Origin of the sequence: Pseudarthrobacter sp. Y6 (genome assembly GCF_050156205.1) — a bacterium.
In the GTDB taxonomy this organism is placed as follows: domain Bacteria; phylum Actinomycetota; class Actinomycetes; order Actinomycetales; family Micrococcaceae; genus Arthrobacter.
Genome location: NZ_CP189574.1, coordinates 2,453,284 through 2,466,907, shown reverse-complemented (window position 1 = coordinate 2,466,907; position 13,624 = coordinate 2,453,284). Strand labels below are relative to the sequence as shown.

Below are 13,624 nucleotides of genomic sequence, written 5' to 3'. Positions count from 1 at the left end.
CTAACTAACTGATATTGCAACGCGGGGTCACTTACGGTCCATGCGGGACGCGTTAATGGGCGCTAAGTGACCCCGCGTTGCGTGTGGGAGTGGCGGGTGCCTGGGCGAGGTAGGCGTCCAGGGTGGCGGAGCGGTGCTCGCGGGCGGACTTTTCAATCTCTTCCGCGCCGGCGCCGGCCTCGATGAGCCGGAGCAGCGCTTCGTGCTCGTCCACCGATTCGTGGGCACGCCCGGGAACGAAGCGGAACGTCGAAGACCGCAGCGAGGCGAGCCGGTTCCAGCCCCGGTGGACCAGGTCCAGGATGTGTGGGTTGGGGCAGTGCTCAAAGAGGATGCTGTGGAAGTCCTGGTTCAGATTCGTGAAGCGGACGGGGTCGAAGTGCTGGAGGCATTCCCGCATGTCCTCGTTCACGGCCCGGGCGCGGGCCACGTCCGCGGCCCCGATCAGCGGTGCCGAGAGGGCTGTCGCGGCGCCTTCGACGATGCTGAGGGTCTGCATTGTGTAGAGGTACTCCGTGGGGTCGATCCCAGAGACCGTAGCGCCGACGTTCCGCTCGAACTTCACCAGGCCTTCGGCCTCGAGGCGCCGGATCGCCTCACGGACCGGCACTACGCTGACGCCCAGATCCTTGGCGATGGCGGCCAGGACCAGCCGGTAGCCGGGGGAGTAGGTCCCGTCCACGATCCGGGCTTTGACGGCCGCGTAGGCCTGTTCGGACTTGCTGGCCGGTGCCTTAGTTCCTGGCTGAGTGCCTGCGGCGGTTGCCGTTTCAGTCATTTGCTGTGCCTGCTTCCCATGCCTCGTACTTGGTGCGCCACTGGGCGTTCAGCGGGTAGAGGCCGTCCACGCTGTGGCCCTGTGCCACCATTTCGGCGATAAACGTTTCCTCGCGTTCCTGGATGATGGAGTCGTCCGCGAGCTCTTCGGCGAGCGCCGGCGGGATCACCAGGATGCCGTCAGAGTCCGCCACGATGATGTCCCCGGGCTGCACTGTGGTGCCGCCGCAGGCGATGGTGACGTCCGTGTCCCACGGGATGTGCCGCCGCCCCAAGACGGCGGGGTGCGGGTTGGAATAGTAGGTAGGCATGTCCATCGCGCCCACCGCGGAGAAGTCCCGGACGCCGCCGTCGGTGATGATGGCCGCAGCACCCCTGACCTGCGCGCGGAGGGCCAGGATGTCGCCGATTGTGCCGGTACCCTTCTCGCCGCGGGCTTCCATGACGAGGATTTCGCCCTCGTTCACGGAATCGATGGCCCTCTTCTGGGCGTTAAAACCGCCGCCGTGGGTTTTGAAGAGGTCCTCGCGGTTGGGCACATACCGCAGGGTCCGGGCCAGGCCTACGATCCGTTTCTCCGGACGGGTGGAGGTGAGGCCGTCGATGCTGACGTTGTTCAGGCCGCGTTTCCGCAGCTGGGAGGAGAGCGTGGCGGTGCAGACACTTTCCAGCTTCGCCTTCAGAGCGGCGGTCAGCACATGCCCGACGGCGGGGCCCGCCACTGCGCCAAGCCCGGCGGCTTCGCGGGAACCGTACGCCTCTTCCCGCTGCAGGTCATCGGTCTTGGGCCGCGCACCAAAGTGCGCGAACGGCGTCGAACCTTCCTCCACCCGCGTGACCAGCCGCCCGCTGGAGATGCCGGACGAGGCGCCGCCCGCCGTCGTACTTTCAGCGCTGACTTCAACCTCGACGACGTCGCCCGGCTTGGCCACGGAGGCGCCGGCCGGGGTGCCGGTCAGGATGATGTCGCCCGCTTCGAGGGTGACGAGTTGGGAGAGGTCGGCGACGAGGCGGGCGAACGGGAAGAGCAGTTCCTCGGTGGTGTCGTCCTGGACGAGCTCGCCGTTATGCCAGGTACGGATACGCAGTCCGGCGGGGTCCACCGCGGCTGCCGGGATCAGTACGGGGCCGATCGGGGTGAAGCCGTCGCCACCCTTGGACCGCAGGTTGGAGCCCTTGTCCGCGTGTCGGAGATCGTAGACGCCAAGGTCGTTGGTGGCGGTGACCCACTCGACGTGGCTCCAGGCGTCCTCCAGCCCGACGCGTCGGGCAGGCTTGCCGATGATCAGGGCGATCTCACCCTCGTACCCCAGCAGCTCGCAGCCGTCCGGACGCTCCACAACTGAAGGGGCGCCTGCCGAGCCGAGCGTCAGCGAGGACGGCGGTTTCAGGAAGTAGGAGGGCTGTTCCGGCGTGCGGCCCCGCTGGGCTGCCCGGCTGGGGTAATTGATGTGCACCGCGATGACCTTGCGGGCCGCGGCCAGAATGTGGTCGGTGACCTGTTCCAAGAACTACTCCTCATCGAGTACGAAATCATATACGAAGTAATATTGCAGATAACTCTTGCGGCGTCAATGGGCATGTTTGCTGCAGAGGCTGTGCCGGACTGTGCCGGTGGCCCTTGACGGTGCGGGCTTGGGATGAGTCCGTGACGAGTCCGTTTCCGGCACAAGTACTTCGTCCGTGGAAACGCTCGGTTGGATCCCAGGGACGATATCAGTGTTTTGGGCGCTCACGGCGAGCCATCGATCGTTCTCTTGACGGGCGGCCGTGAAACTGATGACTCCGCGCCTTATCCCTGTAGGTTCGCCATCGGGGCCGATCTGCCCGGTCATTGTCCACCTCGCGTGAACCACGGCCACTTCAGTCCCGATGTCGCGGACCCTGACGCGCTACAGCACCATGACACGATTTGAAAGTATCAGATTCCTGTTTTCAGCCTCGGGTCTATGAGGGACACGCTGCACGGCCCCTTGGTCTGCAACGGCCTGGCGGAACGCGGTGGAGTTGCGGTAGGCCGGCGCGTTGTCGGTGATGACGCGCTCGATCCGTTGGATGCCGTATCCGGCGAAATAGCTCGCGGCGCGGATGAGGAACCCGGCGACGGTCGCGCCATTTCCGTCGGGGCGGAGCTCGGCATAGCCGAAGCGGGTGTTGTCATCGATGGCGACATGGACGTAGTCGTAACCAATCCCGCGGTCTCTGACCTACTCTGAACCTCTAACCCCCGTCGCAGTGTTCGAAGGCAAGATCGCCGCCTCCAACATGCTCAAAGGCATGACCGCCGTCCCTGACTACACAGGGGTTCAGGCGTTCCAACTACCGTCTACACCATCCCGGAACTCAACCGGGTCGGCATCCTTGAACAGGAAGCGTGAGACAGCGGCATCGATCGTGGGCAAGCACAACGACACCAGCGGCTGGTCCTCCACCTACCGGGTGGGCGAGACAAAACGTGAAGAGGGGGACCACCTCCAGCGGTCCCCCTCTTAGTTTCTTCATTCCGGCGGGGACTCAGCTCAGGCGGCGTCGCAGGAGGCAGAACTCGTTGCCCTCGGGGTCGAGCAGGACGTGCCACTGCTCCTCGCCGGTCTGGCCGATATCGGCCGGCCGCGCACCGATCTTCAGGAGGCGCTCGAGCTCGGCGTCCTGGTCGCGGTCGGTGGGGTTGATGTCGATGTGCAGCCGCAGCTTGCCGGTCCTGGGCTCGGTCGTCGGGCTGAAGATCAGGGTCGGTTGCAGTCCGCCGAACCCTTCCTCCGGTCCGATCTCGATCGCGCCGTCCTCGGTGCCGAGCACGACGAAGCCGAGCACCTCGCACCAGAACTCCGCCAGCCGTTGCGGATCCAGGCAGCCAATGACCAGTTCGGAGAAGCGAGAAGCCATGCCTCACACCCTACAAGGGCTGGCTTGTGAAAAAGTGAAATATCCAACGCTAGCGCAAGATTCCGCCAGAACCGGCCACTCCAAAGCGATAGATGGTGTCTTGCGAACGATCGTTCGCGAGACACAACCCCGGGGGAGTGGAATGGTCCGCTTCGAACAGTCCTGAATCGGGCCGCACGTATAAGTGAGCGCCGGCGGTTTAACGCCCGCGTTCCGCGGGTCGCCCCTGCTGATGTATTCCCAGGGTGTGGGTATCCAGCGGCAGAGGAGGGGTATTCGCCTGGTCGGGTTTAGAGGTAGCTGCAGATGCGCTCTGGGTCGCAGGCTGCGGGGTCCCCGGCGGCCGCGGCGTCATGAAATTCGGCGACGGTTGCACGCAGCGCCGTGAGTTCTGCGATCTGGGCGTCGAGGTCGCGGAGCTGTTTGACCAGCAGATCCCTCACGTGTAGGCAGGGGTCCTGGCCGATGTCCCGGATGGAGAGGATGTCTCCGATCTGGGCCAGGGTCAGTCCGGCGGTGCGGCCGCGGCGGATGAATTCCAGCCGGCTGACTGTCTCGTGGGGGTAGTCGCGGTATCCGTTCGGTGCCCTGTCGGCGACCGGAAGCAGACCGCGGTCCTCGTAGAACCGCAGTGTCTTGGCCGTCGTGCCGGCGGCTGCGGCGGTTTCGCCAATACGCATCATGCACCTCTTGTCCCGTGGATTTCCCACTTGACCTTCCAGTTTAGTGGAAGGTCAAGAACGGATACAGGAACCCTGGTGGGCCACCCTGGGCCGGGGGAGGCCCACTTTTTCGGAGGCGTCGGTGAGGGCTCCGCGGTTTCGTGCCGGTGACTGGTCAGCCTCTTGACCTTCCCCTGCGGTGGAAGGTGCAGGCTGGGGGCAGAACATACACGAGGCACCGTTGCGGGTATTGCGGGACGGCGCTGCTGTACGACTTGGAGGGTTTCATGTCTGAACCAACACCTGATTTTGATCTGGCCGTCATCGGCTCCGGCGGGGGAGCGTTCGCGGCGGCGATCCGGGCTACTAGCCTGGGCAAACGGGTTCTGATGATCGAGCGTTCCACCGTCGGCGGGACGTGCGTGAACACCGGCTGCGTGCCGTCCAAGGCACTCCTCGCTGCGGCGGAGGCCAGGCATGTTGCCCTGGACGCATCAGGCCGGTTCCCAGGCATCAGCACTTCAGCCGGGGCAGTGGACATGGCCGGGCTGATCGGCGGGAAGCGTTCCCTGGTGGAGACGATGCGTTCGGATAAGTATGTGGACCTGATCGCGGACTACGGCTGGGAACTGCGCCAGGGCATTGCCGTGTTTGCCGGCACCCAGGACGATCCCGTCTTGGAAATCGCCGGACAGGATGGTTCCCGGGAATCCGTCAGGGCCGCGCATTATCTGGTGGCCAGCGGCTCCGCCCCGTGGGCGCCCCCGATCGAGGGACTGGCGGACACGGGCTATCTGACCTCGACCACCGCGATGGAACTCGAGGAGGTCCCTGACTCCCTGCTGGTGATCGGTGGCGGGTACGTGGCCCTGGAACAGGCCCAGCTCTTCGCCCGGCTCGGGTCGAAGGTGACCATGCTGGTCCGCTCCCGCCTGGCCTCGGCTGAGGAGCCCGAGGCCTCGCGCGCCCTGATGGGTGTCTTCGCCGACGAGGGCATCCGCGTCGTCCGCCGGGCGGCCGTGTCCTCGGTGCGCGCGGACCCGGCCACCGGCGGGATTGTTGCGACTGCGGCCGTTTCCGGCGGTCAGGAGGACTTCCGGGCCGCCAGGGTGCTGGTCGCCACGGGACGTCGGCCGGTCACGGAAGGCCTGAACCTGGCCGCGGTCGGCGTCAAGACCGGGGACGGCGGCGAGATTCTGGTCAACAGGCGGCTGGCCAGCTCCAACGAACGGATCTGGGCCGCCGGGGACGTGACCGGGCACCGCGAATTCGTCTACGTCGCAGCCGCCCACGGCTCCCTGGTGGTGGAGAACGCCTTCAACAACGCCGGCCGTGAGGTCGACTATCGGCACCTTCCCCGGGTCACCTTTACCAGCCCGGCCCTGGCCGCCGTCGGGATGACAGACAGGGAAGCCAACGAGGCCGGCATCCGGTGCGAATGCCGGGTCCTGCCCCTGGAGTATGTGCCCAGGGCCCTGGTGAACCGGGACACCCGCGGGTTCATCAAGATCGTCGCCGTCGCCGACACTGGACGGATTGTGGGAATCACCGCCGTGGCCAAGGACGCCGGGGACCTGGCCGCCGCCGGCGTCTATATCCTGGAAGCCGGGATGACCGTGGAGCAGGTGGCAAACCTGTGGAGTCCCTACCTGACCATGGCCGAAGGAATCAAGATCGCCGCCCAGTCCTTCACCACTGACGTCGCCAAACTCTCCTGCTGCGCCTCCTGATCCCTCCCCCTCCACACGGAAGAAGACTCCCTGAACACTAATTTAATCCACCCCACCGACCGTCTCTGGGCATCCACACTTCAGCACGAGGAGAATCCATGAATACTACGCCGTCAGTTATCGTTTTTGACGTCAACGAAACCCTCTCCGATATGTCCCCCATGGGGGCGCGCTTCAGCGAGGCCGGGGCGCCGGCTGAACTGGCCAAACTCTGGTTCACTACGCTGCTGCGCGACGGGTTCGCACTCACCGCCAGCGGGGAAAATGGTTCATTTGCAAGGATCGGGGCCGAAGCACTCAGGGGGCTGCTCTCCCGGGTGGAGCTTAACCGTGACCTGGACGCGGCGGTCGAACACATTATGGAGGGCATGGCCGGCCTCGGACTGCATCCGGACGTCCCCGAGGGGATCAGGGCACTCTCCGCTGCCGGGTTCCGGCTGATCACGCTCAGCAATGGCCCGGCCCGTATCGCCGGGAAGCTGTTCACGACAGCAGGGATCCGGGACGCATTCGAGATGCTGCTTTCGGTCGAAGATGCACCCGCCTGGAAGCCTGCCCGGGCATCCTACGAATATGCCGCCGCCGCTTCCGGGGCTGACCCGGCCAGCATGCTGCTGGTCGCCGTCCATCCGTGGGACATCCACGGCGCCGCCAGTGCCGGGCTGCGTACAGCGTGGTTGAACAGGACCGGGGGAAGCTACCCGGGCTACTTTGAGGCTCCTGAATTCACCGTCACCGTCCTGACCGAACTTCCCGCGGTTCTGGTCGCAGCCGCAGCAGCTGATCGACTTTCTCCACCCGCGCCCCGGTGAAATTCTCCACCGACTCCCGGCCCAGCCAGAACGCGGCAACGGAACCCAGGATCGCGGCGGCAAAGACGACGGCGATGCCGCCGCGAAGCCAAAGACCAGCCCCGCGGCGACTGACAGGACACTTTTCGGCACCGGCACCGGCACCGGCACCGGCACCGGCGTCAGCGCGGCTAGGCGAGGATGAAGGCCGCCGGCCCCCGACATCCCGTAGTGCCGAAATAGTTCCGGATCTCCTTGACCGGCGGGAGCGGAAACATCAGTGCCGCCACGGCTGCGGCGGCCACGAGAACCACCGGTATTCCGAGCCGAATCACCGCCCGGCGCCGTCTGCCCGGAACAGAACCCGTCACGGGGCATCCCCGGCGCCGGCGGCAGGGAGCCGGTTTTCGTCCTCGGCGGTGCGGATGGCCCAGGCGGCGTTGACGAGGCCGATATGGCTGAAAGCCTGCGGGAAATTTCCGAGCAGTTCGCTGCTGTCCGGGGCAACTTCTTCGGCCAGCAGGCCCAGATCCGTGGCGAACCCCGCGGCCCGTTCGAAGACGGCCCGGGCGCGCCGGGTCTGTCCCGCCAGGGCCAGGGCGTGGGCCAGCCAGAACGTGCACAGCAGGAACGTTCCTTCCTCGCCGGAGAGCCCGTCGTCGGCCTTATACCGGTACACCAGGCCCCGGCTGTCGGTGAGCCGGTGCTCGATGGCGTCGATCGTTGCGAGCATCCTGGGATCGTCGGCGGGCACGAAACCCACGATGGAGAGCATCAGGGCCGAAGCGTCGAGGTCCGCGGAGCCGTAGGCCTGGGTATAGGCGTTGGCTGTCTCGTTCCAGCCGTTCATGTGGATCGAGTCGGCGAGCTGGGCCCGGGTCCGCATCCAGTGTGGAACCCGCTCTTCCGCGTTCAGGATCCCGGCGAGGCTGATGGCCCGGTCCACGGCTACCCAGCACATCAGCTTTGAATGAAGGTAGTGCCGGGGTGCGCCGCGGACCTCCCAGATGCCCTGATCCGTGGACTGCCAGCGCGATGCTGCAGCGTCGGCCGCATCGGCAAGGAACTGCCGCGTCCCGGGCTCCAGATCGTTGAGATATTCCGGGAGGGTGGCGGCTGCGTCGAGGAGTTCGCCATAGACGTCGAGCTGTCGCTGGTCCCAGGCGCCGTTGCCCACCCGCACCGGGGCGCTGTCGCGCCAGCCCGGAAGGTGGGCCAGTTCGCGTTCGGACAGGTCCCGTTCCCCGCCGATGCCGTACATGATCTGCAGCTCGGCGCCGGTGCTCAGCTGGCTGGCGGCTGCATTTGCGAGGAACTGGAAAAATTTGCCGGCCTCGTCCGGACAGGCGGCCACCCACAGCGCCTGCAGGGTCATGCTGGCGTCCCGGATCCAGGTGTACCGGTAGTCCCAGTTCCGGGTGCCGCCGGCGACCTCGGGCAGGGAGGTCGTCGGAGCGGCGACGATCGCACCGGTCGGATAGAACGTCAGTGCTTGCAGGACCCTGCCGCTGGAAGCGACCAGGTCCTGCCAAGGTCCGTCGTAGCTCTGATGCATCTGCGACCAGCTGTCCCAGCCCTCCAGCGTGTCGTCCAGCCGGCGGGCGATGTCCTCCTGGCTCCAGAACGCCGGCGATACCGGCCCGGCGTTCTGGTGGTGAAGGGCGAATCCCAGGGCGTTTCCGGTCCGAAGGACCGGCTTCGCACGCGCTTCACCACCATCCAGTTCGAAGGGGACCGGGGTGGAGAAGGCCAGCACGCCGGCCCCGCCCTGGACGGAAATGCCGCCGCCCGTGTCCTGCAGGAGGGGCCGGACCAGGCCGTATTCCGGCCGGGGCGCGAACGTCACCTCCATCTCGACTTCGCCTTCGATGCAGGCAACCTGCCGCAGCAACGTTCCGGGAGCCCCGGCACCGAGTTCGTGGCCCCGGTTCCCGTCTCCCAGGACCAGCGCATCGGTGACTGTCACGGTCCCGCCGGCCGTGGTGTGGACCGTCTCGAGGACCATCGTCGGGCCGAGGTACCGCCGGGTTGAGGAGTGTGGGGCCGCAGGCCGGATCGACCAGAATCCCGCGTCCTCGCCCAGGATCCGACCGAATACCGAGGGACTGTCAAAACGGGGGAAACACAACCAGTCCACGGAACCTGCGGCGCTCACCAGCGCGGCGGAGCGGCAGTCAGAGAGCATGGCGTAGCTGGCGATGGGCTCACTGGTCATCGGTACACCCTGCCGGATTCACACGTAGATCATCCGCCTCAGCATGCTGACCGGAATCCGCGCATGGACGGCAAGAGTCAGGGCCGAGAGGACCAAGCCTCCCTGGAGGGCGCTGCGGGGGCGGGGTGCTTCCGGCATCCCCGACCCGGGGATGCCGGCGCCGGGTGACCCGGCGCGCGGCTGGTGTGCTCAGGCGCAGGGAAACCATTGGGTAGCGGCGTTGGCGCGTGCGCGGTAGTCGCTGAATCGGCGGCGGACCTCGGCGATGGCCTCGGCCAGCGGGAAGATCTCGGCGGTGACGAGCTGGTCGGTGTCGTCGGCGCTGACGGGGTGCCAGTAGACGCCGTCGGCGGTGACGGTGACTTCGGGGATGAGTGATTCGATGGTCAGTTCCAGGCCGGCGTCGGCGTTGCCGCGGTGGGCGAGGGCGCGGATGACCTGGTCCTCGGGTGCGATGCCGAGAGAGTCGAGGAAGGTGTGGAACGGCTGGAGTTCGTGGCTCTGCCCGGCGGGCAGGGTCGCGGCGACCCTGACCCGGAATCCTTCCTCCTGCGCTATCCGGATGCCAGCCACTGCCCGGGCCCACGATCCGGTTCCGCGGTGGCTGTCGTGGGTGTCCGGGGTAGCGGAATCGAGGCTGATCTGCAGCACGAGCCGGTCGCGGTCCATTCGGCGCAGGCGTTCGAGCCTGTTCCCGCGGAAGAGCATCCCGTTGGTCAGCAGCGTGGTCGGCAGCGCGTCCGTGCATGCCGCCACGAGGTCATCGAGGTCCGGCAACAGGAACGGTTCGCCGCCGGTGAGTAGCAGCTCGCTGACCCCGGCCTGAACGGCCTCGCCGGCCAGCCGGCGCACACGGTCGATGCCCAGTGCCCGGCGGGCGGTCTGCGGTGAGGACCGGGCGCAGCAGTAGTCGCAGGCCAGATTGCAGTCGAAGTTGGTGTACATCCAGAGCCGGGTTCCGGGCATCTGCCCGGACGCGAGCCCGGCGAGCGGGTCGGGGGTGTGGCCGCGGCGGATGATGGCGGCCCCGTCGCGGACTTCGAGGAGTTCGTTGCCCGTCCGGGCGCACCATGCTGCCACAGTCTGCGTCAGCAGGCCCTGGTCGCCGGGTCCCAGCGGCACGGCCGCGGTGGCGCCGTCGGCCACGGTGGCGAGGCGCTCCACCAGATCCAGGACGATGCCGTGGGTTACCATCGGGGCCCGATGCCTTGTTCGTGTACGGCCTCGAACAGCGATTCGTATCCTTCCAGCCGGGGGGCCACCCAGCGGCGCAGGCCTTCCATTTCAAGGATGGGCCGGTGCCGCGGGTTATCCCAGTCCATCGCCAGCAGGTGCTCGACCCAGGGCACGGAGCGCTCCTCGGAGAGTGCGGGCAGGGCGGTGAAGTTGCAGTGACTGTAGGTCGGTGATTCCCAGAACACCTCCATCGCCCCGGGCATCAGCTCATCACGCCCTATTGCCTCCCAGGTGTTGATGCCAATCGCGGCGGCATCGGCCTTGTCATCGAGGACCGCGCGCAGGGCATCGAGCTCGCTGCGGCCGGTGTCCCCGTGTTTGCCGACGTCGCTGTCGATCCGCAGGAGGTCCACTTCGCCCTCGGCGAGCCCGGCCCGGGTCAGGAAATGGACGGGCAGGATCGCGGCCTGCGCCGAATCCCGGGACCCCAGCGCCAGGCGGCGGCCCTTCAGGTCCTCCAGGCCGCCCAGCCCGGTTCCGGCACGGGCCACGAACATTGTCTGGAACATGGTGTCGGTGTCCCGCATGGCCACCGCCCGGCAGGCGCCATTGGTCTGCGCGACTGTGCGTACCCAGGCCAGATTGGTGTTCCAGGCCAGGTCAATCGTGCCCTGAAGCAGCGAATCCACCTGGCGCCCGTAGTTGGAGAAGAGCACGAAATCCATCTCCGCGGGGGTGCCGGCGAAGTAGTCGCGGATACCCTCCCAGATGGTGACCACGTTAGGGGTGTAGGCGACCGAGCCCACGATCAGCGGGGCGCTCACGCCGGGACCTGCGCCGGTGCGGACGGCTGGCTCTCAAACAGGGGCTGTCCGGTGATGGCCCTGCCGTAGAAGTCGTAGAGCACGTCGGCGGTGGGGGCCATGACGTGGCCGGCCCGGGCGTCGCGGAAGTATCGGTCGATCTGCAGGTGTTCTGAGAACGCCGCGCCGCCGCAGACGCGCATCGCGGAGTCGGTGATGCGCAGGGCCGCGTCATTGGCTGCCGCCTTGACCCCCAGCACGTGCAGCATGGTGTCCTCACGCGGTTCGACAAGCCGGCCGGCGGCCTGTGTGAGATAGGCGGCGGTGGAGGCCAGCTCGATCGACATCCGGGCCAGCTGGGCACGGATGGTCGGCAGCGCCGAAAGGCTTTCGTCCAGATGTTCCAGCCGGGCGGCGCTCGTGTGCCGGATGGCGGCGTCCACCGCGGCCCGGGACAACCCGACCGACACGGCAGCGTTCCCCAGGTTGAACCACGGCAACACCGTCTGGAGCATCAGGTCCAACCCTGCGCCGGCCGCACCGAGGCGGTAGCTCTCGGGCACCTCGGCGTCGAAGGTCATCGGGGTCGAGGCGTTGCCGCGCAGCCCCATACCGCGCCATCTCCCGGCCACCTCGACGCCCGGTGTGGCCGCCGGGACCGCGAACAAATCAACGCCGTCGGCATCCGCCGTCAGCGTCGAGACGATATAGACGTCGGCGTGACCGGCAGAGGTCACCCAGCTCTTGACGGCGTTCAGCCGCACCCCCGCACCGTTGAGCCGTGCCCGGGACACGGGCGCCCAGAAATGCGACCTGGATCCGGCCTCCGAGAACGCCAGCGAACCCAGGGCCCTGCCACCGGCCAGATCGGCCACCAAGTCCGGCAGACCCGGGGGTGGTGCGGCCGCCACCGGCATCGCGGCACTGACATGCATCAGATAGATCATCGCGGTCGACCCGCAAACCCCGGCCAGGGAACCCAGGACGTCGACCAGTTCGTGCGGGCCGCCACCGAGACCACCCGCCTCCGCCGGCAGCGTCAGCCCGAGCAACCCGGACTCCCGCAGGGCTGCGACGGCTTCCTCGGGGAACCGGGCATCGGCGTCGACGTCGCGGGCATGGCCCCCGGCAATGGCGAGTACCGGATCAAGCCGTGCGTTCAGATTCATCATGTCTTCCTGTCTGTGGCCGTGGAGAGGGGACGCCGTGTCAGTCCGACGGCGAGCAGCCCTAACCCCAGACCGCCCATCAGCGCCAGGGTGGAGCCATTCCCGCCGAGCCAATTGACCGCCTGGCTGGCCTGCAGCAGCTGAATCACCGCGGCCGCCACGAAACCGGCACCGGCCACTATCACCAGAACACGGAGGCCCAGCACCCCGCCGAGCACCGCGATCACCCCCAAAGCCACGATCACTATCAGGCCCGCACCGCGGACATGGATGAGGTCCAACGGCGCCGGTCCGCCGGTTGAGAAGGCAAACAGGGAGCCCAGCAGTGCGGCAGCGCCCAGGACAACCGCGGCCCGGTCGAAGCGCCGCCCGGTCATGACAGCCTGGCCAAGAGCGCCCCAAGGCGTCCGGTGGATTTCTGCCAGCCGGGGCGCAGGACACCGTCGACCCCGAAGCTGCGCCCGGCGGCGGTGGCGAACACCGCGACGTGCGTCAGGATCATCAGATAGTAGGACCAGTGCCATTCGTTGGGTGCGTTCAGGACGGACAGCATGATCGCCAGCGACTGGGCCAAACCGACCGCCGCCCAGAACCGGGTGGCAAGCCCGATCAGCAGGAACGCACCGAGACCGGCCTCGATGAGCAGCGTCATCCACCCGAAAAAGGGGAAATTCGGCAGCACCACGTGTTCAACGAACCATGCATAAGGGGGGAATACCGGGCGGTCAACCGCGAAACGGGTGAAAAAATACAATCCCGTGTTCGCGTGCTCACCGAAGTCCGGTGGCACCTTCCACCCCACGTTCTGGATCCACAGCAGCGCCACACCGATCCGCAACGCGGCGACACCCCCACGGGCAAGCCGTGACTCCCCGCCCGCCTCAACGGGGGCGGCCGTCGTAGTAGCCATGAACGGTACCTTTCCCATGGCTCCTATTAAGGACCCGCGGCCGGGGACGCGCAACATCAAAGTCCTTACATATCCCGAACGGCTTCCATTTATATACGGCAGTCAGGGTGCCGGGGCGTATAGGCGTGCGGCGGCCGGATCGACCAGGGGCGGGGACCAAGGCGCGAGAAACTGGGCGCTAAAGCCGTTTGGGAGTGTCAGGTAACGATCGTTCGCAAGACACTCCAAGCGGTCTGTGCACAGTGGAGAACCACGGGGCCCATTCTTGGGGACTTTAGCGCTCCGTGGCGGTGTTCTGTGATCGCTCTCCGGGCCGAGTCTACGTCGATTCGTTTACCGCCTCAGGCGCTTGTCCATCCCGCTGAAGATACCGCGTTCATGGCGTGAACGAACTGCACGAAACCAGGAAGATGGTGAGGATGCCGGTCAAGATAACCACCCATAGCGCCGGGTTCCAGCTGCTGATTCCGGTTTCGTCTGACACGATGCCGTAGTTGTACAAGGC

General features: G+C 66.7%; 13 protein-coding genes and 1 pseudogene. 3 read left to right on the top strand and 11 right to left on the bottom strand.

The genetic code is table 11. The features are described 5' to 3' along the window. Positions 1-52 precede the first annotated feature (52 nt). From ACQCSW_RS11830 to ACQCSW_RS11820, 3 genes and pseudogenes are all read right to left on the bottom strand, one after another. Positions 53-778, bottom strand: a complete 726-nt coding sequence (locus ACQCSW_RS11830; RefSeq protein ID WP_426986112.1) for a GntR family transcriptional regulator — start codon at positions 776-778, stop codon at positions 53-55. Next, the gene (locus ACQCSW_RS11825) at positions 771-2,285 is read right to left on the bottom strand and encodes a fumarylacetoacetate hydrolase family protein (protein ID WP_426986110.1); all 1,515 of its coding nucleotides are present in this window, start codon (positions 2,283-2,285) and stop codon (positions 771-773) included. The genes ACQCSW_RS11830 and ACQCSW_RS11825 overlap by 8 nt, the downstream gene beginning before the upstream one ends. Before the next feature lie 435 nt (positions 2,286-2,720). Further along, positions 2,721-2,984 (bottom strand): annotated as a pseudogene (locus tag ACQCSW_RS11820) (IS481 family transposase); the annotation flags it as partial. Positions 2,985-3,012: 28 nt separating this feature from the next. Here ACQCSW_RS11820 and ACQCSW_RS11815 point away from each other — a divergent pair. Then, on the top strand, positions 3,013-3,270 hold the full coding sequence (locus ACQCSW_RS11815; RefSeq protein ID WP_426986108.1) for a hypothetical protein: 258 nt from the start codon (positions 3,013-3,015) through the stop codon (positions 3,268-3,270). A gap of 21 nt (positions 3,271-3,291) precedes the next feature. On the opposite strand, the gene ACQCSW_RS11810 is transcribed toward ACQCSW_RS11815, so the two are convergent. Both ACQCSW_RS11810 and ACQCSW_RS11805 read right to left on the bottom strand, forming a co-directional pair. Continuing rightward, complete coding sequence (locus ACQCSW_RS11810; protein ID WP_426986106.1) at positions 3,292-3,663, bottom strand: VOC family protein; 372 nt, start codon at positions 3,661-3,663, stop codon at positions 3,292-3,294. 290 nt (positions 3,664-3,953) lie between these two features. Further along, positions 3,954-4,343, bottom strand: a complete 390-nt coding sequence (locus ACQCSW_RS11805) for a MerR family transcriptional regulator (RefSeq protein WP_426990682.1) — start codon at positions 4,341-4,343, stop codon at positions 3,954-3,956. A gap of 269 nt (positions 4,344-4,612) precedes the next feature. On the opposite strand from ACQCSW_RS11805, the gene merA reads away from it, so the two are divergent. Then, positions 4,613-6,055 (top strand): mercury(II) reductase, encoded by a 1,443-nt coding sequence (gene merA, locus ACQCSW_RS11800; RefSeq protein ID WP_426986104.1) that lies wholly within the window; start codon positions 4,613-4,615, stop codon positions 6,053-6,055. A gap of 98 nt (positions 6,056-6,153) precedes the next feature. Next, positions 6,154-6,867, top strand: coding sequence for a haloacid dehalogenase type II (locus ACQCSW_RS11795; protein WP_426986102.1), 714 nt, complete (start codon positions 6,154-6,156; stop codon positions 6,865-6,867). A 346-nt stretch (positions 6,868-7,213) separates the two neighbouring features. Here the strand turns inward: ACQCSW_RS11795 and ACQCSW_RS11790 are convergent, their stop codons facing one another. The 6 genes from ACQCSW_RS11790 to ACQCSW_RS11765 form a co-directional block, all read right to left on the bottom strand. After that, positions 7,214-9,061 carry a glycoside hydrolase family 15 protein gene (locus ACQCSW_RS11790; protein WP_426986100.1) on the bottom strand — a complete coding sequence of 616 codons (1,848 nt, stop codon included), beginning with the start codon at positions 9,059-9,061 and terminating at the stop codon, positions 7,214-7,216. 189 nt (positions 9,062-9,250) lie between these two features. Next, the gene (locus tag ACQCSW_RS11785; RefSeq protein ID WP_426986098.1) at positions 9,251-10,255 is read right to left on the bottom strand and encodes an Rv1681 family radical SAM protein; all 1,005 of its coding nucleotides are present in this window, start codon (positions 10,253-10,255) and stop codon (positions 9,251-9,253) included. Beyond that, complete coding sequence (locus ACQCSW_RS11780; protein WP_426986096.1) at positions 10,249-11,061, bottom strand: Rv1680 family SBP-like protein; 813 nt, start codon at positions 11,059-11,061, stop codon at positions 10,249-10,251. Before ACQCSW_RS11780 ends, ACQCSW_RS11785 begins: the two co-directional genes overlap by 7 nt. After that, positions 11,058-12,212: an Rv1679 family acyl-CoA dehydrogenase gene (gene fadE16, locus ACQCSW_RS11775; protein ID WP_426986094.1), complete on the bottom strand. Its 1,155-nt coding sequence runs from the start codon at positions 12,210-12,212 to the stop codon at positions 11,058-11,060. Before fadE16 ends, ACQCSW_RS11780 begins: the two co-directional genes overlap by 4 nt. Then, complete coding sequence (locus tag ACQCSW_RS11770; RefSeq protein ID WP_426986092.1) at positions 12,209-12,586, bottom strand: Rv1678 family membrane protein; 378 nt, start codon at positions 12,584-12,586, stop codon at positions 12,209-12,211. The genes fadE16 and ACQCSW_RS11770 overlap by 4 nt, the downstream gene beginning before the upstream one ends. After that, positions 12,583-13,119 carry a TQO small subunit DoxD gene (locus ACQCSW_RS11765; protein WP_426986090.1) on the bottom strand — a complete coding sequence of 179 codons (537 nt, stop codon included), beginning with the start codon at positions 13,117-13,119 and terminating at the stop codon, positions 12,583-12,585. Before ACQCSW_RS11765 ends, ACQCSW_RS11770 begins: the two co-directional genes overlap by 4 nt. Positions 13,120-13,624 lie beyond the last annotated feature (505 nt).

Coding starts and splice junctions, on each gene's coding strand:
- merA (WP_426986104.1), top strand. CDS start 4,613: ATGTCTGAACCAACACCTGATTTTGATCTGGCCGTCATCGGCTCCGGC.
- ACQCSW_RS11790 (WP_426986100.1), bottom strand. CDS start 9,061: ATGACCAGTGAGCCCATCGCCAGCTACGCCATGCTCTCTGACTGCCGC.
- ACQCSW_RS11830 (WP_426986112.1), bottom strand. CDS start 778: ATGACTGAAACGGCAACCGCCGCAGGCACTCAGCCAGGAACTAAGGCA.
- ACQCSW_RS11810 (WP_426986106.1), bottom strand. CDS start 3,663: ATGGCTTCTCGCTTCTCCGAACTGGTCATTGGCTGCCTGGATCCGCAA.
- ACQCSW_RS11785 (WP_426986098.1), bottom strand. CDS start 10,255: ATGGTAACCCACGGCATCGTCCTGGATCTGGTGGAGCGCCTCGCCACC.
- fadE16 (WP_426986094.1), bottom strand. CDS start 12,212: ATGATGAATCTGAACGCACGGCTTGATCCGGTACTCGCCATTGCCGGG.
- ACQCSW_RS11805 (WP_426990682.1), bottom strand. CDS start 4,343: ATGCGTATTGGCGAAACCGCCGCAGCCGCCGGCACGACGGCCAAGACA.
- ACQCSW_RS11765 (WP_426986090.1), bottom strand. CDS start 13,119: ATGGCTACTACGACGGCCGCCCCCGTTGAGGCGGGCGGGGAGTCACGG.
- ACQCSW_RS11770 (WP_426986092.1), bottom strand. CDS start 12,586: ATGACCGGGCGGCGCTTCGACCGGGCCGCGGTTGTCCTGGGCGCTGCC.
- ACQCSW_RS11795 (WP_426986102.1), top strand. CDS start 6,154: ATGAATACTACGCCGTCAGTTATCGTTTTTGACGTCAACGAAACCCTC.